The sequence below is a fragment of the Variovorax sp. AB1(2024) genome (genome assembly GCF_037482385.2).
In the GTDB taxonomy this organism is placed as follows: Bacteria; Pseudomonadota; Gammaproteobacteria; order Burkholderiales; family Burkholderiaceae_C; genus Variovorax.
Genome location: NZ_JBBHKP020000001.1, coordinates 2393698 through 2415993, shown reverse-complemented (window position 1 = coordinate 2415993; position 22296 = coordinate 2393698). Strand labels below are relative to the sequence as shown.

Below are 22296 nucleotides of genomic sequence, written 5' to 3'. Positions count from 1 at the left end.
ACTGCCGGCCGGCCCCTTTGTCGGGAAGGCGACGCCTCGCACACTCCAATGCCCTCTTACCAGCATTGGCGCGTGCGCCGCCGGTGCGTCTCCAGGACAGCATTCCATGATGAATTCACCCAGCAGCAACCCGTGCATCGACGACGTCTGCGCAGTGCCGGCGGCCCCGGCAGCGCCAGCGGTGGCGGCCACCCGCTCCGCATGGCTCGCGGTCGGCTCCATCGCGGTCGGCACTTTCGCGATGGTCTCGACGGAGTTCATGCCCATCGGCCTTCTGACCGACATCGCGCGCGGCCTCAACGTCTCCGACGGCACGGCCGGCCTGATGGTCACGATGCCCGGCGTGCTGGCCGCCTTCGCCGGGCCGGCGCTGATCGTCGCCTCGGGCAAGCTCGACCGGCGCACCGTGCTGATCGCGCTCACCACGCTGCTCATCGCGTCGAACCTGCTGGCCGCTTTCGCGCCCAACTTCGCCACCATGCTCGTCGCGCGCCTGCTGCTCGGCCTGTGCGTGGGCGGCTTCTGGACCTTCGCGCCGGCCGCCGCCACGCAGCTGGTGCCGCATGCTGCGCAGGCCCGGGCCATGTCCTACGTGCTGGCCGGCGTGTCGGCCGCCACCGTGCTCGGCGTGCCGGCGGGGTCGTTCCTCGGCACGCTGTTCGGCTGGCGCGCCTCTTTCGCGGTGACGGGCGCGCTCGCCACGGTGGTGCTGCTGGTGCAGCTGTGGCTGCTGCCCGCGATTCCGCCGGTGCGCGCCATCGGCGCACGCGACCTGCTCACGCCGCTCACGCGCCGCATGGCGCAGGTCGGGCTGCTCGCGGTGCTGTTCTTCATCGCCGGCCACTTCGCGGCCTACACCTACCTGAAGCCGCTGCTGCAGCAGGTGTTCGGCCTCGCGCCCAACTCGGTGTCGACGCTGCTGCTGGTCTACGGCGCGGTGGGCTTCATCGGCACCTTCCTGGGCGGCAGCCTGGTGGCACGCAGCGTGCGCGCCACCACCCTGCTGGCGGCGCTGATGCTCGCGACGGCGCTGCTGCTGTCGACGGTGATCGGCACCGGCTTCGTGCCGGGCGCGGTGGTGGTCGTGATCTGGGGCGTGGCCTTCGGCCTGATCCCGGTGGCGCTCACCGGCTGGATGATGGAAGCCGTGCCCGACGCACCCGAAGCCGGCCAGGCGCTGCTGGTGAGCGGCTTCCAGGTGGCCATCGCCTCCGGCGCGCTGATCGGCGGCGTGACGGTCGACAACCACGGCATCTCCAGCGCGATGGTGCTCAGCGGCGCCTTGGTGCTGGTCGCAGCGCTGATCGTCGGCACGCTGGGCCGTGCGCGCGGCGGTGCGCCGCTGGCCGCGATTCCGGAATAATTTCTTGCGCCTAGCGGCGGCCGGGCTTGCCGGCCGCCACGATGGCATCGAGCACCACGCGCAAGGCCTTGCTCACGGGCTTGTCCCGCCGCAGCACGACGGCCAGCGTGCGGTGCATGCGGGGGTTCAGCCGGCTGGTCTTCAGCTCGGGATGGGCGCCGCGCCCCGCCATCGACATGCCCGGCACGATGGCATAGCCGAGCCCCGCCGCCACCATTTCCTTCATCGCCTCGACGCTGCCCAGTTCCATCACGGGTTGCGGCTGCAGGCCATCGGCGGCGAACCAGCGGTCGACCAGCTTGCGCGTGTTGGCCGCGGGCTCGAACAGCACGAGGGGCAACGCACCCAGGTCGGCCGGCGCCACGCGCGCCTTCAGCGGCGCGACATCCGCGCGGCCGATGGCGACGAACTCGTCCTCCAGCACCGGCATGGCGGCCAGTGCACGGCCCGCGGCGGGCAGCGTGACCAGCGCGAGGTCGAGGCTGTTCTCCTCGACCTTGCGCGCCTGGTCTTCGGTGTTGCCCGTGCTCACCACCACGCTGAGCGCCGGGAACTGCTCGCGCAGCGTGCGCAGCACCGCCGGCAGGAAATGCAGGCAGGCCGTCGCGCCCGTGCCCAGCCGCACACGGCCCGTGACGCCGCTCGCATGGTCTGCCAGTGCATCGACCGCGTTCTCCACCGCGCTCCCGATGTGCTGCGCGTGGCGCAGCAGCTCCATGCCCGCCGGCGTGGCCTTGGCGCGCTTGCCGACGCGCTCGATCAGGCGCACCGACAGCCGGCGTTCGAGCTGGCGCACCTGCAGGCTCACGGCCGGCTGCGAGATGCCGAGCCGGTCGGCGGCGGCAGAGAAGCTCCCCGTTTCGATGACCAGCACGAAGGAGCGGAGCTGGTCGAGGTTGAGCGTCTTTTCCAAAGTATTCCTTATGCCCCGTATAGCTCACCCAAGCTTCACTTATCGATGATCGGTCGTCAAGATCGAGCCCATGTCATCGCCATCCATCGCATCCACCGCCGTCGCGGTCATCGACGCCGAGCCCCATCACATGGCCGCCGTGCAGGCCATCTACAGCCACTACGTGCTGCACGACCTGTGCTCCTTCGAGGAAGAAGTGCCCACCGTCGAGCAGATGCGAGCGCGCCGCGCCGAAGTGGCCGCGCGCGGCCTGCCCTACCTCGTCGCGCTGAAATGCGGCGAGGTGGTCGGCTATGCCTACGCCACCGCCTACCGCGCGCGCTCGGCCTACCGGCACACGGTGGAAGACTCGGTGTACGTGGCGCAGGGCATGCACGGCCACGGCATCGGCACCGCCCTGCTGCGCGCCGTGATCGAGCGCTGCACCGCCGGCGGCTTCACGCAGATGGTCGCGTGCGTGGGCAACAGCGCCAACTTGGGCTCGCAGCGGCTGCACGGCAGCCTGGGCTTCGAGCAAGTGGGCGTGCTGCGCGAGGTGGGCTTCAAGTTCGGCCAGTGGGTGGACACCGTGCTCATGCAGCGCGCGCTGAGCTGAGCCTGGCGCATGGCCAAAGAGACCGCCGCGCCCGCGCGCGGGTGATGATGGCCGCGATGCTCGCGAGCCTTTGCATGTACTCTGCGCCATCGCCGATTCGTCGGTCTACTCGACCGCGCTGGCCGACGTGGTGGCGCCGCACCGGCTGGGCGTCGCGCGCCGCCCTCGCCCACCTCGCGGGAACTGTGCGCCGGGCGCAGGGCCGCCCCGGCCTATTCCCCCAGCAGCTCCCCGATCGGCTGCAAATCTTCCACCCGGTCGCAGATCGCCTTGATCACCATGGTGATCGGTATGCCCAGCAACAGGCCCCAGATGCCCCAGAGCCAGCCCCAGAAGATGACGCCCACGAAGACCGCCACCGGGTTCATGCGGCTGGTGCGGCTGGTGAGCCAGGGCATCAGCAGGTTGCCGATGATCGTGTGGATGCCCAGCGAAACGCCGGCCACCACGATGCCCATCTGCAGGCTGTTGAACTGCAGGAAGGCCACCAGCCCCGCCGCCACCAGCACGATCACCGAGCCGATGTACGGAATGAGGTTGGTCACGCCCGCGATGATTCCCCAGACGGCCGCGTTCTCCACCCCGATGACCCAGAACGCCAGGCCGGTGGCCACGCCCACCACCACGCTCACCAGGATCTGCACCAGCAGGTAGCGCTCGATGTTGCGGGTGATGTCGTCCAGCACATGGACGGTGACCTTCTTCTTCTGCAGGCTGGAGCCGGTGATCTTGATGAGCTTGCGGCGGAAGGTGTCGCCCGAACACAGCGCGAAGTAGGTGAGGAAGGCCACCAGCGTGAGCTGCCCCATCGCGCTCAGCAGGCCGACGGTGCCGCTGAGCAGGTAGTCGCGCACGTTGAAGCCGGGCCGCTCGATGATGACGCGCGCCACGCCCCGGCGCGAGGCGACCTTGGCCGAGTTTTCCTCGGCTGCCTTCTCGAGCTGCGCGGCGGCGGCCTGCACGCTCTCCAGCGGCGTGGCGCTGGCGTTCTTGTCGCGGCGCATGGCCTGGCCCAGCTTCTGCGCGGCGACCGGCAGCGAATCGAGCAGCTGCGAAGCGCTGCCCGACAGCGAATAGCCGGTCCAGCCGAGCCCGCCGAACAAGCCCATGAGGATCAGCGCCGCGCCGACCCAGCGCGGCAGCTTCCAGCGATGCAGCAGGTCGACCAGCGGCGACAGCGCGTAGGTCAGCAGCAGGCTCAGCATCAGCGGAATGAACACGGCCTGCCCCCACTGCAGCGCGAACACGCTGGCCAGCACCGCGAGCACCACCAGCGAGGCGCTGCGCACGTCGACGGGCATGTGCAGCATCAGGCGCTCGCGCTCTCGCTTTCGCGCGGGCGAGGAGGCCGGCGCTTCGGGGGACGGCGCGGCTTCCGGCGCGGGCACCGCAGCCGCGGCCAGCGCCGGCTCGGCGGCCGGAGGCTCCGGCACGGGCTTCGGGGTTTCGCCCGCGGATGCGTCGCGCTCGCCGGTCATCGCGCTTCCTTGATCACTTCGCGCACGGCCGCCAGCTGGCGCCGCGACACCGCGACGGGCTCGGGAACGGCGTCGAGCCTCAGCGCCCAGCCCTCGGCGTCTTCGCCGTCGTCGTATTTCTCGAGCGCGCGAATGGCTGCGCGCGCGACCAGCGCATTGCGGTGAACGCGCAGGAAGCGGTGCGGATAGCGCTCCTCGAACTCGTTGAGCGAGCCGTCCAGGATGTGGCTGCGCGTGGCGGTGCGCACGGTGAGGTATTTGTATTCGGACTTGAGGTAGAGCACTTCGGACAGCGGCACGCGCTCGGCGCGGCCCCGGTCCTGGATCAGCACGGTTTCCGGCGCGGCTTCGGCCTGCAGCGCGCGGCGCTCCTTCAGGAAGCGCTCGGCCTTCTGCAGCGCCTGCTGCAGGCGCTCGGCGCGCACGGGCTTGGTGAGGTAGTCGACCGCGTCGAGGTCGAAGGCCGTCACTGCGTGGGCCGCATGCGCCGTCACGAAAACCACCGCCGGCGCGTCGGCCCGGCTGCGCAGCGCGCGCGCCACCTCGATGCCGTCGATGCCGGGCATGTGCACGTCGAGCAGCACCAGGTCGAGCGCCATCGTGGCCAGCTGCTGCTGCGCTTCGGCGCCCTGCGCGGCTTCGGCCACCACCTCGGCGCCGGGCGAGCTGCAGTCGCGCAGCAAGGTGCGCAGGCGCGAACGGGCCAGGGCTTCGTCGTCGACGATGAGTGTCTTCAGTGTGCTCGTGTTCATGATTCAGCAGTCTCTGCGGGAATGGCGATGCGCACCCGGTAGTTTTTCTGGTCCATGCCTGCGCTGAACTGCATCTGCATGTCGTGCAGCAGGCGCAGGCGGTCTCTCACATTGGCCAGGGCAATGCCGTGGCCGCGCGGCAGCGGCTGGTCGGCCCAGCGCAGCGGCGGCAGGCTGTTGACCACCTCGATCACCACCATGGAGCCGCGCCGCTCGGTGCGGATGCGCAGCCTGGCGCCCTCGGGGCTGGGTTCCACGCCGTGCTTGATGGCGTTCTCGACCAGCGGCTGCAGCAGCAGCGGCGGCAGCCGCGCCTTGCTGGCGGCGGCGTCCAGGTCCCAGCGGATGCGCAGCCGGTCGCCGAAGCGCACCTGCTCGATGGCCAGGTAGCGCTCGGCCAGCGCGATCTCGTCGGCCAGCGTGCACGATTCGCGCGGGTCGGCCAGCGCCTGGCGGAACAGCTCGGCCAGGTCTTCCAGCATGGTCTCGGCCTTGGCAGGCTCCTCGCGCACCAGCGCGATGGCGCTGTTGAGGGTGTTGAACAGAAAGTGCGGGCGGATGCGCGACTGAAGCTCCTCGAGCCGGGCCGTGGTGGCGGCGGGCGTCTGCCCCTGCGCGCGCAGCACCATCGCGGCCATCACCAGCCCCGCGAACAGCGCGCCGGTGAGCGCGCTGGCCAGCCAGGGCGCGTTCGACAGCACCCCGGTGAGCCGCAGCAGCCCGCAGCCATAGAGCGCCGCGACGGCACCGAGCGCCCCGCCCGCAGCGTACTGCCAGTGGCGCGGCAGCCGGCGCAGCGGCTTCTTCAGCCCGCAGGCCGCCACCAGCCACAGCAGCGTCGCGGGCAAGGCACCCCCGGTAACGGTGGCCGCCTGCACCAGCCACTCGGCCGGCGAGGAAACCACGAACAGCGTGGCGATGGCCACCACCGCCTCCACGAACACCACCGTGCGCAGCACCACGCCGATGCGGCAGGCGTCGAACAGCGAAGGCACCCCGCGCAAGGCATTGCGCGCCCTCTCCGGCGATGGCGGGGACGTGGTGGAAGAGCTGGCCGATAAAATCGCCGGGTTGCGCATCGCGGACATCAGTTACATCGGGTGACCAACCCATTATTGCCTCCTGGACGGCTCCCATGACCCAAAACCAACTCGACAAGAAATCCGAAGCCTGGTCGGCACTGTTCTCAGAACCAATGAGCGACCTCGTCAAGCGCTACACCTCCAGCGTCTTCTTCGACAAGCGCCTGTGGCAGGCCGATATCCAAGGCTCCCTGGCCCATGCCGGCATGCTGGCCGCGCAGGGGATCATCGGCGTGCAGGACCACGCCGCGATCGAACGCGGGATGGCGCAGATTCGCGCCGAAATCGAATCCGGCGCCTTCGAATGGAAGCTCGACCTCGAAGACGTGCACCTGAACATCGAGGCCCGCCTGACCCAGCTGGTGGGCGACGCCGGCAAGCGCCTGCACACCGGCCGCAGCCGCAACGACCAGGTCGCCACCGACGTGCGCCTGTGGCTGCGCGGCGAGATCGACCTCATCGGCGACCTGCTGGTCGACCTGCAGAAGGCGCTGGTGGACATCGCCGAGAAGAACGTCGACGTGATCCTGCCGGGCTTCACCCACCTGCAGGTGGCGCAGCCGGTGAGCTTCGGCCACCACATGCTGGCCTACGTGGAAATGTTCAGCCGCGACGCCGAGCGCATGGGCGAAGTGCGCAGGCGCGTCAACCGCCTGCCGCTGGGCGCCGCCGCGCTCGCCGGCACCAGCTACCCGCTCGACCGCGAACTGGTCGCCAGGACGCTGGGCATGGACGGCGTGTGCCAGAACAGCCTGGACGCCGTGAGCGACCGCGACTTCGCCATCGAATTCACCGCCGCGGCCAGCCTGTGCATGGTGCACGTGAGCCGCATGAGCGAGGAACTCATCCTGTGGATGAGCCAGAACTTCGGCTTCATCCAGATCGCCGACCGCTTCACCACGGGCTCGTCGATCATGCCGCAGAAGAAGAACCCCGACGTGCCCGAGCTGGCGCGCGGCAAGACCGGCCGCGTGGTCGGCCACCTGATGGCGCTCATCACGCTCATGAAGGGCCAGCCGCTGGCCTACAACAAGGACAACCAGGAAGACAAGGAGCCGCTGTTCGACACCGTCGACACGCTCAAGGACACCCTGCGCATCTTTGCCGAGATGATCGGCGGCATCACCGTGAAGCCCGAGGCCATGGAAGCCGCCACGCTGCGCGGCTACGCCACCGCCACCGACCTGGCCGACTACCTGGTGAAGAAGGGCCTGCCCTTCCGCGACGCGCACGAGACCGTGGCCCATGCCGTGAAGGCCGCCACCTCGCACAAGGTCGACCTGGCCGAGCTGCCGCTGGCCGTGCTGCAGCAGTTCAACCCGAGCATCGAGAAGGACGTGTACGACGTGCTGAGCCTGCGCGGCTCGCTGAACGCGCGCAACATCCTGGGCGGCACCGCCCCGGCTCAGGTGAAGGCGCAAGTGGCGCGCCACCGCGCCCGTCTCGGTTGATCGGCTGATCGCGACCGAAGCGGCACCGTGTTCTACGCCATCCCGCTCGAGAACAGACCGAGCTGGCGCAACCCACCGTGGATGACGGTGCTGCTGATCCTCCTGAACATGATCGTGTTCTGGGGGCCGCAGCGCAGCGAGGAAAACGCGCGGGAGCGCGCCGCCGAGTACTACGTCAAGAGCGTGCTGCCCGCGCTGGAGCTGCCGCCCTTCGTCGAATGGCTGGAAAAGACGGACCCGAAGCGCGGCAAGCTGGCCCGGCGCATGCTGCCGCATGAAGAGGCCTATGCGCAGCTGCTGGAAGGCCTGCAGAACGACAGGAAGTTCCTGGCGAAACTGCGAGCCGACGAGATCGTCAAGCCCGCGAACCCGCGGTACGACGAATGGAAGCGCGACCGCCAGCATTACGAGGCGATGCTGCCCGCGCCCTTCACCGCGCGCTGGTCGCAGGACTACAGCAAGGATGCCGAGTTCAAGCCCTGGACCTGGATCACCGCCGCCTTCCTGCACGGCAGCACCGGCCACCTGCTGGGCAACATGCTGTTCCTCTTCCTGTTCGGCTTCTCGGTCGAACTGGCACTCGGCCGCGGTACCTACCTGACGTTCTATCTGCTGGGCGCCGTCGGCGCATCGCTGCTGGCCGGCTGGGCCTATGCCGGCAAGGAGGGCTACGGGCTCGGCGCCTCGGGCGCCATCTCCGCGCTGATGGGCATGTACGCGGTGATGTACCGCCTGAGGCGCATCCGCTTCTTCTACCAGCTGTTCTTCTATTTCAACTACGTCACCGCACCGGCCCTGCTGCTGCTGCCGGCCTGGATCGCCAACGAGCTGATGCAGCACTGGCTGGGCGGCCAGGGCATTGCGTACATGGCCCACCTGGGCGGGCTGCTGACCGGTGCGGCGCTGATGGCCGGCGCGCTGCTGCTGCGCCGCGTGAAGGCCCCCGAAGCGGCCTCCGCCCCCCAGCCCGACCGCTTCGACGAGCACGTGGCCGCCGCGCAGAAATACGGCGCCGCGATGAAGTTCGACCGCGCCTGCGCCGAATGGCGCGCCGCCGCCGCCCTGCGCCCCGGCGACGCCGGAACGCTGCGCGCCTGGTTCAACACGGCGCGGCTGCAGCCCGCGAGCGACGACTTCCACCATGCCGCGCGCCGCATCTTCCGCCTGCCCGCCACCGACCCAGCCACGCTCGCGCTGCAGCACGCCAGCTACAAGACCTACCTCGACCAGGCCAGGCCCGGCGCGCGCCTCAAGCCCGACGACATGGCGCGGCTCGCGCGCCGCTTCGCGCGCATTCGCGAGTTCGGAGACGCCGACAAGCTCTGCCGCATCCTGCTGAAGACGGCGCCTGACCACGCCGAGCTGCCCAACACGCTCTCGGCCTGCGCCAACGGCCTGCTGCACGCGGGCGAACGCGACCGTGCCGTGAGCCTGCTGCCCGACCTGCTGCGCCTGGCGCCCAACGACATGGTGACGCGCGCCCTGCAGCGCGCCTGAACACGACAGACGAAAAGGGAAAACCGACGATGCCCCAACCGACCCATCACAAGGCCTGGCAGCGCCACTGGCACGACGTATTCGACGCCGCGCTGGGCCCCGATGACAAAGAACCGCCCGAGAACGTCGACGAAGATCTCCGGCTGCAATTCGAGTTCGCCAGCCTCGACGCCGAGGCGCGCCGCCGGGCCTTCTCGGTCTTTCCGCGCCATGAGGAAATGCTCGCGCGGCTGCAGCAATACCAGTCGACGCCGGCGCGCGCCATCGGCCCCGACGAGGCCGTGCAACTGCTGCGCGACGGCCTGGCGCTGGTCGAGCCCATGGGCCTCGATGTGCCCGATGCGAACGGCCCCATCGAAGTGCTCGACACCAGCGCGACGACGCTGCTCAAGGCCTTCTCGGAGGCCGACAGCCCCTTCATCGAACTGCACGACGCGCTCGGCGAGATGGCCCTTCGCGAGACGGGCGAAGCCGGGCAGGACGCCTACCACTTCCTGGTCGAGCCGCTCTATCGGCTGGAGACTTCGTACCCGATCCTGCACTGGGTGCTCTGGCCGCTGTGCGCGCCACCCGGCGCGCCGGACGCCACCGAGGCCGACTACCGGCTGTGGCGCGGCGGCTGGTCGGCGGGCTGGGGCCGGGACCGGGTCTTCGTGTTCGACCGCCGCAAGGAATTCGGCCTAGCCTGACAGCGGCAGCGCGCGCCGCATCGGCAACAGCCGCGACAAGCCCCTCGGCGCCGAAAGGCCTTGTGTGTCCTCGCCTGCCCGCCGGTGGCACCGCACTTGCATCGCCGCTCTGTAAAGCTCGCTCGCGGCCGCGCGTTGCATTGAACTCGCAAGCGCGTGCCCGCTCCATTTGGGACCTCCGTCACTTCCCCTGCGCCATGCACGCCTGCAAAAACTCCCGTTTCCCGTTGCTCATGACCATCGCCGCGGTCTGCGCGCTCGCAACGATCGCCGGCTGCTCACGCACCGACAAGGGCGCGAGCGCCACCGCGAAGGCCGCCGCCGCACCGGAAAAGGAAGTCGGCACCGTCACCCTCAAGCACGAGACGCTGGCGCAGAGCACCGAGCTGCCCGGCCGCACCGCCGCGCCGGTCATCGCGGAGATCCGGCCGCAGGTCGGCGGCATCCTCAAGGAGCGGCTCTTCACCGAAGGCTCGCAGGTCAAGGCCGGCCAGGTGCTCTACCAGCTCGACCCGGCACCGCTGCAGGCGGCATACGCCAGCGCGCAGGCCAGCGTGCGCAAGGCCGAGTCGGCACTGGCCACCGCGCGCACCGTGGCGCGCCGCAATGCCGAGCTGGTGAAGATCGACGCCATCAGCCGGCAGGTGTTCGACGAATCCCAGGCCACCGAGCAGCAGGCCGAGGCCGACCTCGGCGTGGCCCGCGCCGCCGAGCAGACCGCGCGCATCCAGCTCGGCTACACGCGCATCACCTCGCCGATCACCGGCTGGGCCGAGCTGTCGACGGTCACGCCCGGCGCGCTGGTCACGGCCAACCAGACGGCGGTGCTGACCACGGTGCAGCAGCTCGACCCGATGCATGTGCACGTCACGCAATCGAGCAGCGAGCTGCTGCGGCTGAAACGCGAACTCGCCAGCGGCCGCCTGCAGCGCGCGAGCGACGCCGAGGCCCGCATCCAGCTGGTGCTGGAAGACGGCAGCAAGTACCCGCATGCCGGCCGCCTCACCTTCAGCGGCGTCACGGTCGATGCCGGCACCGGCAGCGTCACCCTGCGCGCGGTGGTGCCCAACCCCGACAAGCTGCTGATGCCCGGCATGTACGTGCGCGCCGTGCTGCAGGAGGGCACCGACGCCACCGCGCTGCTGGTGCCCCAGCAGGCGGTGACGCGCGCGCCCGACGGCAGCGCGTCGGCACTGGTGGTCGATGCGGAGAACAAGGTCGCCAAACGCTCCATCCAGGTCGGCCGCGCGGTCGGCACGCGCTGGCAGGTGCTCGAAGGCTTGGCCGCGGGCGACCGCGTGATGACCGAGGGCTCGCAGCGGGTGAAGGTGGGCGACAAGGTGAAGGTGGTCGAGCTCGGCGCCAAGGCCGCCAGCCCGGCATCCGGCCCCGTGGCAAGCGCGCAGCCCGACGCCGCCGACGCGGCATCCGACCCCGTGGCGCGCTGAGGTCCGGCCATGGCTCAGTTTTTCATCGACCGGCCCATCTTCGCGTGGGTGCTTTCCATCGTCGTCATGCTCGCGGGCCTGATGGCCATCCGCACGCTGCCGCTGGAGCAGTACCCCGACATCGCGCCGCCGCGCGTGTCCATCAACGCCACCTACACCGGCGCCTCGGCCAAGACGGTCGAGGACTCGGTCACGCAAGTCATCGAGCAGCAGATGAAGGGCCTGGACAACCTGCTCTACATGCAGGCGACCAGCAACTCGTCGGGCGTGGCGCGGCTGTCGCTCACCTTCGACGCCGGCACCAACATCGACGTGGCCCAGATGCAGGTGCAGAACAAGCTGCAGCAGGCCATGTCGCGCCTGCCGCAGCAGGTGCAGAGCCGCGGCGTCACCGTCACCAAGGGCGGCAACGACTTCCTGATGATCGTGTCGATGTACTCCGGCGACGGCAGCGCCTCGGCGGTGGACGTGGGCGACTACATCTCCAGCAACCTGGTGGACGTGATCAGCCGCATCGACGGCGTGGGCGAGGTGCAGACGCTGGGCACCGGCTACGCCATGCGCCTGTGGCTCGACCCCGACAAGCTGCGCAAATATGCGCTCATTCCCTCCGACGTGAGCGCCGCCATCACCGCGCAGAACGCGCAGGTCTCGGCCGGCCAGCTGGGCGCGCTGCCCGCGGCCGCCGGGCAGCAGCTCAACGCCACCATCACCGCGCGCAGCAAGCTGCAGACAGCCGAGCAGTTCGAGAACGTGGTGCTGCGCTCCACGCCCGACGGCGCCGTGGTCCGCCTGAAAGACGTGGCGCGCGTGGAACTGGGCGCGGAGAACCTCACCGTGCGCTCGCAGCTCGGCGGGCGCCCCGGCGCGGGCCTGGGCGTGGTGCTGGCCGACGGCGCCAACGCGGTGCAGGTGGCCGAGGCGGTGAAGGCCAGGATCGAGGAGCTCAAGCCGCTCTTCCCCAACCAGCTGCAGACCTTCGTGAGCTACGACACCACGCCCTTCGTGAGCGCCTCCATCGACGAGGTGGTCAAGGCGCTGCTGGAGGCCATGCTGCTGGTGGTGCTGGTGATGTACGTGTTCCTGCAGAACCTGCGCGCCACGCTCATTCCGGCCATTGCGGTGCCGGTGGTGCTGCTGGGCACCTTCGGCGTGCTGTCGCTGGCGGGCTATTCGATCAACACGCTTACCATGTTCGGCATGGTGCTGGCCATCGGCCTGCTGGTGGACGACGCCATCGTGGTGGTGGAGAACGTCGAGCGCGTGATGCACGAGGAAGGGCTCTCGCCCAAGGAGGCCACGCGCAAGTCGATGGCCGAGATCACGCCCGCGCTGGTGGGCATTGCGCTGGTGCTGTCGGCGGTGTTCATTCCGATGGCTTTCTTCGGCGGCTCAACCGGGGTCATCTACCGGCAGTTCTCGATCACCATCGTCTCGGCGATGGCGCTGTCGGTGTTCGTGGCGCTCACGCTCACGCCGGCGCTGTGCGCCACCCTGCTCAAGCCGGTGCACAAGGGCGAACATGCGGTGCCGCGCCGCGGGCTGCTGGGGCGGCTTGACCGCTTCTTCGCGGCCTTCAACCGCGGCTTCGACAGGAGCGCGGACCGCTACGAAGGCATCGTCGGCGGCATCGTGCGGCGCGGCAAGCGCAGCCTGGTGGTGTACCTGCTGATCGCGGGCGTGATGGCGCTGCTGTTCATACGCCTGCCCACCTCGTTCCTGCCCGACGAAGACCAGGCCTTCCTGCAGGTGCAGGTGACCCTGCCGCCGGGCGCCTCGAATGCGCGGCTGCAGCCGGTGGTCGAGCAGGTGCAGCAGTACTTCGGCAAGCAGGCCGAGGTGCTGAGCGTGAACGTCATCACGGGGCAGAACGGCGACCAGAGCTCGGCGCGCGCCTTCGTCAAGCTCAAGGACTGGTCCGAGCGCACCGGCGCGGGCCAGTCGGCGGCCGAGCTGGCGCGGCGCGCCAACAAGGACCTGTCGACGGTGCGCGATGCGCGCGTCTTCGTGCTGCTGCCGCCGGCGGTGCGCGGGCTGGGCGCCAACGCGGGCTTCAACTTCCACCTGAAGGACATCAACGGCCTGGGCCACGAGGCGCTGGTGAAGGCGCGCGACCAGGCCATCGAGCTGCTGGGCCAGCGGCCCGAAGTCGCCAACGTGCGCAGCAACAACCTGGACGACACGCCCGAGTTCGCGGTGGACATCGACGACGCGCGCGCCGGCGCGCTGAGCCTGGCCACGTCGGACATCGACAGCACGCTGTCGAGCGCCATGGGCGGCACCTACATCAACGACTTCCTCGACAAGGGCCGCGTCAAGCGCGTGTACATGCAGGGCGACACCGACTTCCGCATGCTGCCCGCCGACATCGACCGCTGGAGCGTGCGCAACAGCCTGGGCCAGATGGTGCCGTTCCCGTCGTTCTCCAGCTCGCGCTGGAGCTACGGCTCGCCGCAGCTGCAGCGCTACAACGGCAGCCCGAGCTACGAGTTCGTGGGCGACGCGGCGCCGGGCGTGAGCTCGGGCGACGCCATGGCCGCGGTGGACGCGGTGATGAAGCAGATGCCGCCCGGCATCGGCTACGAGTGGACCGGCGCGTCGCTGCAGGAGCGGCTTTCGGGCGCGCAGGCGCCGCTGCTCTACGCCATCTCGATCCTGTTCGTGTTCCTGTGCCTGGCCGCGCTGTACGAAAGCTGGTCGGTGCCGTTCTCGGTGATCCTGGTGGTGCCGCTGGGCATCGTGGGGGCGCTGCTGTTCACCAGCCTGCGCGGGCTGAGCAACGACGTGTACTTCCAGGTCGGCCTGCTGACCACGGTGGGGCTGTCGTCGAAGAACGCGATCCTGATCGTGGAGTTCGCCAAGCAGCTGCAGGAGCAGGGCAAGGGCGTGGTCGAGGCCACGCTGCAGGCGGTGCGCCTGCGGCTGCGGCCCATCCTCATGACCTCGCTGGCCTTCGGCTTCGGCGTGCTGCCGCTGGCCATCGGCACCGGCGCGGGCGCGGGTGGCCGCCAGTCGATCGGCACCGCGGTGCTGGGCGGCATGGTGGTGGGCACCGCGCTGGGCATCTTCTTCGTGCCGCTGTTCTTCGCGCTGATCCGCGGCTGGCTGGAGGGCCGGCGCAAGGCCAGGCCCGCGCAGGAAACCGTTGCCGGTACCACGGCTGAACAGGGAGGCCACTGATGACGAAGCGCGCATTCCCCCTGCGCTCGCTGGCCCTCTCGGCCATGGCCTCGGCCGTGCTCGCGGGCTGCGTCAACCTCGCGCCCGAATACACCGCGCCCGCATCGCCGGTGCCGCAGGCACTGCCCTCTTCCGGTGTCGAGGCGCCGACGCCGATCGACGTGGGCTGGCGCAGCTTCTTCGTCGAGCCCCGGCTGCGCGGCACCATCGAGCTTGCGCTCGCCAACAACCGAGACCTGCGCGTGGCGGCGCTCAACATCGAGCGCGCGCGGGCGCAGTACGGCATTGCGCGCGCCGGCCTGTTCCCCACCGTGGAAGCCGGCGCCAGCGGCAGCCGCTCGCGCACGCCGGGCAGCCTGTCGACCAGCGGCGAGGCGCGCATCGGCTCGCAGTACAGCGCCGACCTCGGCCTCACCAGCTACGAGATCGATTTGTTCGGCCGCGTGCGCAACCTCGGCGAATCGGCGCTGCAGAGCTACTTCCAGACCGAGGAGACACGGCGCAGCACGCAGATCAGCCTGGTCGCATCGGTCGCGACCGCATGGCTGCAACTGGCGGCCGACGAGCAGCGCCTGCTGCTCGCGCGCAACACGCTGGAGAGCCAGCGCAAGTCTTTCGACCTGGTGGAGCGCAGCCACCAACTGGGCGCGCAATCGGGCCTGGCGCTGGCGCAGGCGCGCAGCACGGTGGACGCCGCGCGCGCCGACGCGGCGGCGTTCGACAGCCAGGTCGAGCAGGACCGCAACGCGCTCGCGCTGCTGGTCGGCGCGATGCCGCCGGCCGACCTGCTGCCTGCGGCGCCCGCTTCGGACACCGCGGCACCGGCCACCGCCGCACAGCTGCTGGTGCCGCCGCCGGGCCTGCCCTCAAGCGTGCTGCAGCGGCGCCCGGATGTACGCGCCGCCGAGCACGCCCTGCGCGCGAGCAATGCCGACATCGGCGCCGCGCGTGCGGCGTTCTTCCCGCGCATCGCGCTCACCGCGTCGGCGGGCACGGCGAGCAGCACGCTGTCGGGCCTGTTCGCGGGCGGCAGCAAGGCCTGGAGCTTCGCGCCCTCGATCAGCGTGCCGATCTTCGACGGCGGCGCCAACCGCGCCAACCTTCGGGTGGCCGAGGCGCAGCAGAAGATCCAGATCGCCACCTACGAGAAGACGGTGCAGACCGCCTTCCGCGAAGTGGCCGACGCATTGGCCGAACGCCGCACGCTGGCCGAGCGGCTCGACGCGCAGCGTTCGCTGCTGGACGCCACCTCGCGCAGCTTCGAGCTGTCGCAGTCGCTGTTCAGGAGCGGCGCCAGCAGCTACCTCGACGTGCTCGACGCGCAGCGTGCCTTCTACGCCGCGCAGCAGACGCTGATCGGCCTGCAGCTCACGGAGCAGACCAACCGGCTGACGATCTACAAGACGCTGGGCGGCGGCTGGGAAGAGAGTTGACGGGAGGCCTGAGCGGCCGCCTTCACCACAGGTCGGCGCGGGTCTGCGCGAGCGTGCTGACGCACTGGTCGACGGCCTTGGCGCGCTCTTCGCGAAGGCGCTGCCAGTTGTCGGCCTTCCATGCGGTCCAGGCCACCGGTTCGGACTGATAGAAGCAGTTGGCCGGCATGGGCGGAAGTCCGAAGCGCGGGCTCGCCAGTGCCAGCCCCGCGCGGAATTGCAGGCGGTACAGCTCGTCGGTACCCGACAGGTTCTCGTAGATCAGGCGCCAAGGGCCGGGGTTGACCGGCGCGTCGGCCACGGCCGGCAGCCTGGCCGCGGACTCCATGTCCTCGCGCGTCCATCCGGTTTCACTGCGGCCGCGCTGCAGCTCTTTCCACGCCCGGGCGGCATAGACACGGGTGGCGATATCGCCGAGCGCCTCCGGCAATTCCTTCATGCCGGGGTTGCCGGCCCATGCCTGCCCCGCCAGTTCCGAGACCGGGTCGCCCGACAGGTCGTCCTTGGAGAAGCCCTGCGCTCCGACGACGGTGCCTCCTGCCACGGCCGATGCCAGCACGCTGATTGCAACCTGCGCCGCCACCGCGCCGCCCGTATGGTCGCGGCGCACCACCCGAAGCTGGTCGAAGCCCTCGGGGTACGACTTGCCGCGCAGGCGCACTTGCGTCTTGCCCACGGGCACGAAGCCGTCGGCTGCCGCATAGCTGCCGAGCGCTGGCGCCGCAACGGCCGCTTCCTGCGGCAGCTTCGCGGCCAGCGGCGGCTGGGTGGTCACGCAGGCGCTGAGCAACAACGCGGCGCCCAGTGCCACGGGTCGCATCGCCGCGGCGCGCGCGGACGTCTTTTCTTCTTTCCTTCTCATTGGTCCTCTCTGGTTTTTCTCTCTTATTGCGCGGCCGGCGTGGGCCGCAGCAGCCAGCGCACTTCCTGCGTCTGCTCGCTGTTCGGGTAGCGCGCCTCCATCGTCGTGAGGATGGGCTGCGCCATGTCGGCGCGGCCCAGCCCCTGCACCAGCGCGCGGACCGCCAGTTCATACGCCTGCGGAATCGCCTCGTGGCCGCGGAAGCGCTTGTCGAAGCCCGACAGCAGCGCCAGCGTGGCGTGCGCGTCGCCGTTGCGCCATTCGGCGCGCGCCATCGCGATCACCATGGCGGGGTCGTCGAGCGAAAAGGTCTTCTCGCGCTCGCGGCAAACCTTGAAGACCTTGAGCGCCTCGGAAGCCATGTCGCGACGCATCAGCAGCGGAATGAAGCGCCGCGCCTGGTCGAGCATGGTGTCCTTCTTCTCCGGCATCATGGCCAGCACGCGGTGGTAGCGGCGCTGCGCGGCAAGGTCGTCCGACGCTGCCGTGCGCTGCGCTTCGTAGGCGGTGCCCAGCGCGGTGGCCAGGTCGCCCTCGGTGATCAGCTGCGCCACCTCGGCGTCGGTGCGCTGCGCGGCGACCTGCTCCGGCGTGCGGCGGTCGGCCGGGGCGCCGCCGTCCAGCTCGCTGCCCGGCGCGGCATCGAAGCCGAAGGCGTCGTGGTGCTGGAACATCACGTAGCCCAGCAGGCTCGCCATGACCCAGCCGAAATAGATGAATGCGAAGTTGGCGATCGGCAGCACGATGCGCCCGTCGAACATCGGCAGCACCAGCGCCAGCGCCACCTGCGCGCCCGAACTCAGCAGGAAAAGGAAGAAGCACAGCAGCGCATACGGCCAGCCGATGATGCGCATCGTGTCCATCACGTGGCCGGGGTTCATGGCCTGGAAGAAGCTGCCCGACTGCACCAGCACGATCACCGCCGCCGGAAAGGTGAAGGACATGACGAACAGCCCCGCCGTGCCGAGGATGGGCGAGTACCAGCCGAGCCAGCCGATCAGGAAGGCCTGCACCATCGTGATGGCGAAGAGCTTCCACGGCAGGTAGGTCCACTCGTCGCTCGACTCGCGCCCGAAGTCGGCCGAATCGCGGATGCCGCGCGCACCCAGCGCGATGATCTTGAAGCTGTAGCGGCTGGCCGCCAGCATGATGCCGATCTCGATGATGACCAGCGCCAGCGCGTCGGGCAGGAAGAACACGCCCTCGAACAGCAGGCTGCAGAAAGACAGCAGCAGGCCGTAGGCCAGCGGGCGCAGCTGGAACGGAAAGGCGAAGAAACTGTTGAGCCGGTGCCAGAACGGCGGCGGCGGCGGCAACACATCTCGGATGATCATGGCTGTGCCTATTTGAAGAAGTCGCTCTGCGTCATGGTGCCGGCGCCGCCCATCCGCATCACGGTGGCCTCTTCGGCATGCACGAGGCGCATCTGGCCCATCTCGCGCTCCAGTCGCTGGGTGAAGCTGCTCCTGTACTGCAGCACCGTTTCACCCATCTTCAGCACGCTGGTGCCCTTGACGACGGCGCTCCTGCGGTCGGAGGCCACCTGGATGTCGCCGAGGTCGTAGTCGTACTCGATGGTGAGGATGCCGCCCATCTTTTCGCCGGCCAGCCTGAAGGTCTCGAAAGCCTCGCGGGTCGCCTTGCAGGCCTCGTCGCGGTCATGGGAGCGCTCGACCGTGTGGCCCATCACCGTGGTCCTGCTTTCGATCCGCGCCTTGCGGCTGAGCTGCTTGCACAGCAGGTCTGCGTCGCGCGAGTAGATGGCATGGGCTTCCTTGCGGTAGTAGTCGTGCACCATCGACTCGTCGAGCTTGCGGCCGCCGACGAAGAAGTACCACGCGCCCACGCAGAGCGCCGCGACGATCGCGATTTGCTTCATTTCTCTTCCCCGACCGTGTGCGGTCCCTCGATTTTTCGGGGGCAGTATACGGTCACACAAGCACACAAAAGTTTCGAACGCTTGCGTTCAGACGGCCGACAGGCCAGCGGCCTTCCGTCTGAATCCGACCCGGGGAACCGCCCGTATATCAGGCATGCGCCCCCATGCCCGACAATCGTTGGATGACAGTACCCAGCCCCGACGCCGAACTGATGGCGCTGATCGACCGGATCGGCCATCGCGACGAAGCCGCCCTGCGCCTGCTCTACGACCGCACCTCGCCCAAGCTCATGGGCCTGGCGATGCGCGTCGTGCGGCAACGCGAGTGGGCCGAGGACGTTCTCCAGGAAGCCTTTCTGACTGTCTGGCGAGTCGCGGGCGACTATCGCTCCTCGCTCAGCCCGCCGCTGGCATGGCTGGGCCTGATCGTTCGCAGCCGGGCGCTCGACCTGTTGCGCCGGCGCACCACCGACCGCGCCCAGCTCACCCAGGAATTCGACGAGCTGATGGCCGACACACTCGAATCGGACGCGCCCAACCCGGCGGATACCGCCGATGCCAGCGAACAGGCATGGGCGCTGCACCAGTGCCTCAGCCAGCTCGAGGGCCGGCAGCGCGAGGTGGTCAGCCTGGCCTACCTGCGCGAAATGAGCCACGGCGAACTGGCCGAGCAGCTCAAGCTGCCGCTGGGCACGGTCAAGACATGGATCCGGCGCGGGCTGGAGAAACTGCGCGTCTGCATGGGACGCTTTGCATGAACGCGATGACGACGACGAAGGCGGTCCTCCCATGAATCTCATCGCACATCCCGAATTGCTCGAGCTGCTGGCCGCGAGCCATGCCCTCGGCACCCTGCGCGGAGGCGCCCGCCGCCGCTTCGAGGCCCTGGCCCGCGAGCAGGCGCCGGTGCGCGCTGCGGCGCTGGTCTGGCAAGGCCGGCTCGCCAGCATGACCGAGCTGCAGCCCTCCGTCGTGCCCGACCCCGCGGTGTGGACCCGCATCCGCAACATGATCGACGCCGAGCAGGCCAAGATCGCCATCGAACGCCAGCGCGACGCCGCCAATGCGCGCGACGACGACAGGTCCCGGCAGCCGCGACAGGGCGGCTGGCTGCGCAGCCTCGCGCTCTGGCGCGGCGCCACGGCGGCCGGCGCGCTGGCCACGGTGCTGGCCGTGACGGTCGGCCTCAACCTGCGCGACCAGCTGCACAACGCCCCCGCGGTGCAGTACGTGGCCGTGCTGAACGACGACAAGGACGCGGCCTCGATGCTCGTGACCTTCGACCCCAAGAAGAAGCAGCTGGTGCTGCAGCGCGTGGGCGGTTTCAAGGAGAGCGACGACAAGTCGCTGCAGCTCTGGGCCCTGCCGCCTGGCGGCGCGCCGCGCTCGCTGGGCGTGCTCGACAACGCGCCGGGCCTGCGCCTTGCCGCGTCGGAGTCCGACGTGCATGCCGTGCCCACGCTGGCCGTCACGCTCGAAGCCAAGGGCGGCGTGCCGCCGGGCAGCGGGCCGAAGGGACCGGTCGTGTTCAAGGGCGCGCTGATCGAGAAAACCATCTAGGCCGGGCGGCTTGCCTGTCAACGGCCGCGGGCCCTGGGGCGTCGTGGTAGAAAACCCCGCCCGCCCTTCGTACTTCTTCCCGTCCTTCCGATGCCTTCGATGAAAACCGCGCTCGCCGCGGTCGCCCTGCTGACGGCGGCACTCGCCGCCCAAGCCCAGCCCGCATTCTTTCCCCAGGAATCCGAGACGGCCGCAGCCGAGGCCGCCTCCGCGCGCGACTACCTGGCCGCCAAGGAGCGCTGGCACAACGAGCTCGCGGCATTCGCACGGGCCGACCAGGAGCGCTTTCCCGCCCCCGGCGGCGTGGTGTTCGTCGGCAGCTCCACGGTGCGCATGTGGACCCGCCTCTCGCAAGATTTCGCCCGCGTGCCCGGCGGTGTCGTGAACCGCGGCTTCGGCGGCTCCACGCTGAACGACTGCAGCCTGTTCGCGCGCGACCTCGTGGTGCGCTACAAGCCGCGCCAGGTGGTGGTCTACGCCGGCGACAACGACCTGGCCGAGGGCCGCACGCCGCTGCAGGTGCTCGACAGCTTCGCGCGCTTTGCCAACGCGGTGCGCGCCGAACTGCCCGACACGCGCATCAGCTTCGTCTCGGTCAAGCCCAGCCCCTCGCGCGAACATCTGCTGCCGCAGATCCGCGAGACCAATCACGTGATCTCGGCCTACCTCAACCTGCTGCCCAACAGCGAATACATCGACATCTACACGCCCATGCTCGGCGCCGACGGCCGCCCGCGCATGGAGCTGTTCCGCAGCGACAAGCTGCACATGACGGACGAGGGCTACCGGCTATGGCATTCGGTGATCGCGCCGCATTTGCCGAATCCTTGACTCGCCCCCAGGTCAGAGGCCTCAGGCCCGTGCCGGCTCCGTCGGCACGTCGTCCGCCGGCGGCGGCACGTCGGCCCCGCGCGTGAAGCGCGCCACGCAGTACATCCCCGAGAACACCGCCAGCAGCAGCAGGCCGTCGCCCCACCAGGGCCGCGCGGTCTGGCTGTCGCCGTAGAAGGCCAGCACCAGCAGCACCGCCACGAGGTGCGCGCAGAACACCGGCAGCGACGCCGAGCCCATCGCTTCCAGCCAGTGCAGCCGCGGGATGCGGCGCATGAGCCACGGCCCGAAGCGCACCGCCAGGATGCCCAGCGCCACCAGGTTCACCAGCCGCAGCGGGCCGAGCTGCCACTTGTCGAACAGCAGGTTCAGCTCCACGTCGCCACCGAACGGCGCCTGCCCGTTGATGCCGTGGTGGCGCCAGTACAGGCCGTAGAGCGCTATGCCGGCCGCCAGCAGCAGCACCCACACCGGAAAGTTCAAAGGCTTCGCGCCCGGCCCGTTGCGGGTGGCGCCGATGCACAGGCCGGCGAACCACAGGAACTGCCACGCGTAGGTGTTGAACGCGCCCATCTCGTGGAACGGCACCGGCACGCCGAGGTAGTGCACGGCCAGCCCGTAGACCCATTCGCTCAGGCCGAACTGCGCCGCGGCCCACACGGTCGCGCTCACCGCCATCACCCACGACCAGCCGTGGCGCATGGCAAAGGCCAGCACCCACGGGCTCATGAGCATGAAAAAGATGTACATCGGCAGGATGTCGAGCAGCGCCGGCTCATAGATCAGCAGCAGGCCGTAGATGAAGCCCTCGCGCGGCTCCGCGAGGTAGTAGGACACCAGGTTCTTCACCGCCGGCTGGTCGATGTGCAGCCCAAGCGCCGCGATCACGGTGAACAGAAACAGCAGGATCGCCGCCTGGCACAGGTAGACCTTGAGCACGCGGCGCCAGAAGGCCTGGCGCATCGAGTCCACGCCGCGCGCATAGCCGATGCGGCTGTACACCAGCCCGGCCACGAAAGCCGACAGCAGCACGAAGCCCTCGGCGGCTGAAACGAAGCCGAAAGGCTGACCCAGCGGGTCGGTCAGTCGCGTGGGCAGGTGGGTGACGGTCATCAGCACGAGCATCAGCCCGCGCAAGGCGTCTATTTCCCAGTAGCGTTTCATCGGTCGGCGGCGAGGTCTTGGTGGCGGTCCGCGCGGCACACGCACGAGGGCCTCGATTGTAAGAAGACTGGCGTACCCGCGCCGTGGACACGAAGGACATATGACCCATGGCACTGTCG

The 22296-nt window shown here is 69.6% G+C and carries 20 protein-coding genes; 12 read left to right on the top strand and 8 right to left on the bottom strand.

Annotation, left to right across the window (positions count from 1 at the left end; translation table 11 throughout):
• The first annotated feature begins 106 nt into the window (after positions 1-106).
• Positions 107-1363 carry an MFS transporter gene (locus WIX39_RS11270; RefSeq protein ID WP_081265847.1) on the top strand — a complete coding sequence of 419 codons (1257 nt, stop codon included), beginning with the start codon at positions 107-109 and terminating at the stop codon, positions 1361-1363.
• 10 nt (positions 1364-1373) lie between these two features.
• Here the strand turns inward: WIX39_RS11270 and WIX39_RS11265 are convergent, their stop codons facing one another.
• Positions 1374-2297 (bottom strand): LysR family transcriptional regulator, encoded by a 924-nt coding sequence (locus WIX39_RS11265; RefSeq protein WP_106935319.1) that lies wholly within the window; start codon positions 2295-2297, stop codon positions 1374-1376.
• A gap of 49 nt (positions 2298-2346) precedes the next feature.
• Between WIX39_RS11265 and WIX39_RS11260 the strand changes: the two genes are divergently transcribed.
• Positions 2347-2871: a GNAT family N-acetyltransferase gene (locus WIX39_RS11260; protein ID WP_409195047.1), complete on the top strand. Its 525-nt coding sequence runs from the start codon at positions 2347-2349 to the stop codon at positions 2869-2871.
• Between the two features lie 212 nt (positions 2872-3083).
• Here the strand turns inward: WIX39_RS11260 and WIX39_RS11255 are convergent, their stop codons facing one another.
• The 3 genes from WIX39_RS11255 to WIX39_RS11245 are packed head-to-tail and all read right to left on the bottom strand — an operon-like array spanning position 3084 to position 6105.
• Complete coding sequence (locus WIX39_RS11255; RefSeq protein ID WP_106935321.1) at positions 3084-4349, bottom strand: AI-2E family transporter; 1266 nt, start codon at positions 4347-4349, stop codon at positions 3084-3086.
• Positions 4346-5101 (bottom strand): LytR/AlgR family response regulator transcription factor, encoded by a 756-nt coding sequence (locus WIX39_RS11250; protein ID WP_081265843.1) that lies wholly within the window; start codon positions 5099-5101, stop codon positions 4346-4348. The genes WIX39_RS11255 and WIX39_RS11250 overlap by 4 nt, the downstream gene beginning before the upstream one ends.
• Positions 5098-6105, bottom strand: a complete 1008-nt coding sequence (locus WIX39_RS11245; RefSeq protein WP_234382887.1) for a sensor histidine kinase — start codon at positions 6103-6105, stop codon at positions 5098-5100. Before WIX39_RS11245 ends, WIX39_RS11250 begins: the two co-directional genes overlap by 4 nt.
• On the opposite strand from WIX39_RS11245, the gene WIX39_RS11240 reads away from it, so the two are divergent.
• The 7 genes from WIX39_RS11240 to WIX39_RS11210 all read left to right on the top strand — a co-directional run bounded on the left by WIX39_RS11240 (position 6050) and on the right by WIX39_RS11210 (position 15881).
• Complete coding sequence (locus tag WIX39_RS11240) at positions 6050-6205, top strand: hypothetical protein (RefSeq protein ID WP_234383002.1); 156 nt, start codon at positions 6050-6052, stop codon at positions 6203-6205. The two genes, WIX39_RS11245 and WIX39_RS11240, sit on opposite strands and share 56 nt — an antisense overlap.
• Before the next feature lie 31 nt (positions 6206-6236).
• A complete protein-coding gene (argH, locus tag WIX39_RS11235) occupies positions 6237-7634 on the top strand; it encodes an argininosuccinate lyase (RefSeq protein ID WP_081265842.1) in 1398 nt (465 codons plus the stop codon).
• A gap of 27 nt (positions 7635-7661) precedes the next feature.
• Entirely contained in the window at positions 7662-9131 is a 1470-nt protein-coding gene (locus WIX39_RS11230; protein ID WP_106935322.1) for a rhomboid family protein, read from the top strand.
• Between the two features lie 29 nt (positions 9132-9160).
• Positions 9161-9820 carry a hypothetical protein gene (locus WIX39_RS11225; RefSeq protein WP_081265840.1) on the top strand — a complete coding sequence of 220 codons (660 nt, stop codon included), beginning with the start codon at positions 9161-9163 and terminating at the stop codon, positions 9818-9820.
• Positions 9821-10017: 197 nt separating this feature from the next.
• Complete coding sequence (locus tag WIX39_RS11220) at positions 10018-11268, top strand: efflux RND transporter periplasmic adaptor subunit (protein WP_106935323.1); 1251 nt, start codon at positions 10018-10020, stop codon at positions 11266-11268.
• A 9-nt stretch (positions 11269-11277) separates the two neighbouring features.
• Positions 11278-14448, top strand: a complete 3171-nt coding sequence (locus WIX39_RS11215) for an efflux RND transporter permease subunit (RefSeq protein ID WP_106935324.1) — start codon at positions 11278-11280, stop codon at positions 14446-14448.
• Complete coding sequence (locus WIX39_RS11210) at positions 14448-15881, top strand: efflux transporter outer membrane subunit (RefSeq protein ID WP_106935325.1); 1434 nt, start codon at positions 14448-14450, stop codon at positions 15879-15881. The genes WIX39_RS11215 and WIX39_RS11210 overlap by 1 nt, the downstream gene beginning before the upstream one ends.
• A gap of 22 nt (positions 15882-15903) precedes the next feature.
• Here the strand turns inward: WIX39_RS11210 and WIX39_RS11205 are convergent, their stop codons facing one another.
• Genes WIX39_RS11205 through WIX39_RS11195 form a run of 3 tightly spaced genes read right to left on the bottom strand, consistent with a single transcriptional unit; the run spans position 15904 to position 18622 of the window.
• The gene (locus tag WIX39_RS11205) at positions 15904-16743 is read right to left on the bottom strand and encodes a hypothetical protein (protein ID WP_155742378.1); all 840 of its coding nucleotides are present in this window, start codon (positions 16741-16743) and stop codon (positions 15904-15906) included.
• A gap of 23 nt (positions 16744-16766) precedes the next feature.
• Positions 16767-18077: a hypothetical protein gene (locus WIX39_RS11200; protein WP_106935326.1), complete on the bottom strand. Its 1311-nt coding sequence runs from the start codon at positions 18075-18077 to the stop codon at positions 16767-16769.
• Between the two features lie 8 nt (positions 18078-18085).
• Positions 18086-18622, bottom strand: coding sequence for a hypothetical protein (locus tag WIX39_RS11195; RefSeq protein ID WP_106935327.1), 537 nt, complete (start codon positions 18620-18622; stop codon positions 18086-18088).
• A 164-nt stretch (positions 18623-18786) separates the two neighbouring features.
• On the opposite strand from WIX39_RS11195, the gene WIX39_RS11190 reads away from it, so the two are divergent.
• The 3 genes from WIX39_RS11190 to WIX39_RS11180 all read left to right on the top strand — a co-directional run bounded on the left by WIX39_RS11190 (position 18787) and on the right by WIX39_RS11180 (position 21013).
• Complete coding sequence (locus WIX39_RS11190; RefSeq protein WP_106935328.1) at positions 18787-19380, top strand: RNA polymerase sigma factor; 594 nt, start codon at positions 18787-18789, stop codon at positions 19378-19380.
• A 31-nt stretch (positions 19381-19411) separates the two neighbouring features.
• Entirely contained in the window at positions 19412-20182 is a 771-nt protein-coding gene (locus WIX39_RS11185) for an anti-sigma factor (RefSeq protein ID WP_081265832.1), read from the top strand.
• A 99-nt stretch (positions 20183-20281) separates the two neighbouring features.
• Entirely contained in the window at positions 20282-21013 is a 732-nt protein-coding gene (locus WIX39_RS11180) for an SGNH/GDSL hydrolase family protein (protein ID WP_081265864.1), read from the top strand.
• Between the two features lie 21 nt (positions 21014-21034).
• On the opposite strand, the gene opgC is transcribed toward WIX39_RS11180, so the two are convergent.
• Entirely contained in the window at positions 21035-22177 is a 1143-nt protein-coding gene (opgC, locus tag WIX39_RS11175) for an OpgC domain-containing protein (protein ID WP_106935329.1), read from the bottom strand.
• Between the last annotated feature and the right edge of the window lie 119 nt (positions 22178-22296).

What these genes read in the sequence shown, in the direction of transcription:
- WIX39_RS11220 (WP_106935323.1), top strand. Translation starts at nt 10,018, where the DNA reads ATGCACGCCTGCAAAAACTCCCGTTTCCCGTTGCTCATGACCATCGCC.
- argH (WP_081265842.1), top strand. Translation starts at nt 6,237, where the DNA reads ATGACCCAAAACCAACTCGACAAGAAATCCGAAGCCTGGTCGGCACTG.
- WIX39_RS11205 (WP_155742378.1), bottom strand. Translation starts at nt 16,743, where the DNA reads ATGAGAAGGAAAGAAGAAAAGACGTCCGCGCGCGCCGCGGCGATGCGA.
- WIX39_RS11270 (WP_081265847.1), top strand. Translation starts at nt 107, where the DNA reads ATGATGAATTCACCCAGCAGCAACCCGTGCATCGACGACGTCTGCGCA.
- opgC (WP_106935329.1), bottom strand. Translation starts at nt 22,177, where the DNA reads ATGAAACGCTACTGGGAAATAGACGCCTTGCGCGGGCTGATGCTCGTG.
- WIX39_RS11225 (WP_081265840.1), top strand. Translation starts at nt 9,161, where the DNA reads ATGCCCCAACCGACCCATCACAAGGCCTGGCAGCGCCACTGGCACGAC.
- WIX39_RS11180 (WP_081265864.1), top strand. Translation starts at nt 20,282, where the DNA reads ATGAAAACCGCGCTCGCCGCGGTCGCCCTGCTGACGGCGGCACTCGCC.
- WIX39_RS11185 (WP_081265832.1), top strand. Translation starts at nt 19,412, where the DNA reads ATGAATCTCATCGCACATCCCGAATTGCTCGAGCTGCTGGCCGCGAGC.
- WIX39_RS11200 (WP_106935326.1), bottom strand. Translation starts at nt 18,077, where the DNA reads ATGATCATCCGAGATGTGTTGCCGCCGCCGCCGCCGTTCTGGCACCGG.
- WIX39_RS11255 (WP_106935321.1), bottom strand. Translation starts at nt 4,349, where the DNA reads ATGACCGGCGAGCGCGACGCATCCGCGGGCGAAACCCCGAAGCCCGTG.
- WIX39_RS11215 (WP_106935324.1), top strand. Translation starts at nt 11,278, where the DNA reads ATGGCTCAGTTTTTCATCGACCGGCCCATCTTCGCGTGGGTGCTTTCC.
- WIX39_RS11190 (WP_106935328.1), top strand. Translation starts at nt 18,787, where the DNA reads ATGCCCGACAATCGTTGGATGACAGTACCCAGCCCCGACGCCGAACTG.
- WIX39_RS11210 (WP_106935325.1), top strand. Translation starts at nt 14,448, where the DNA reads ATGACGAAGCGCGCATTCCCCCTGCGCTCGCTGGCCCTCTCGGCCATG.
- WIX39_RS11250 (WP_081265843.1), bottom strand. Translation starts at nt 5,101, where the DNA reads ATGAACACGAGCACACTGAAGACACTCATCGTCGACGACGAAGCCCTG.
- WIX39_RS11260 (WP_409195047.1), top strand. Translation starts at nt 2,347, where the DNA reads ATGTCATCGCCATCCATCGCATCCACCGCCGTCGCGGTCATCGACGCC.
- WIX39_RS11195 (WP_106935327.1), bottom strand. Translation starts at nt 18,622, where the DNA reads ATGAAGCAAATCGCGATCGTCGCGGCGCTCTGCGTGGGCGCGTGGTAC.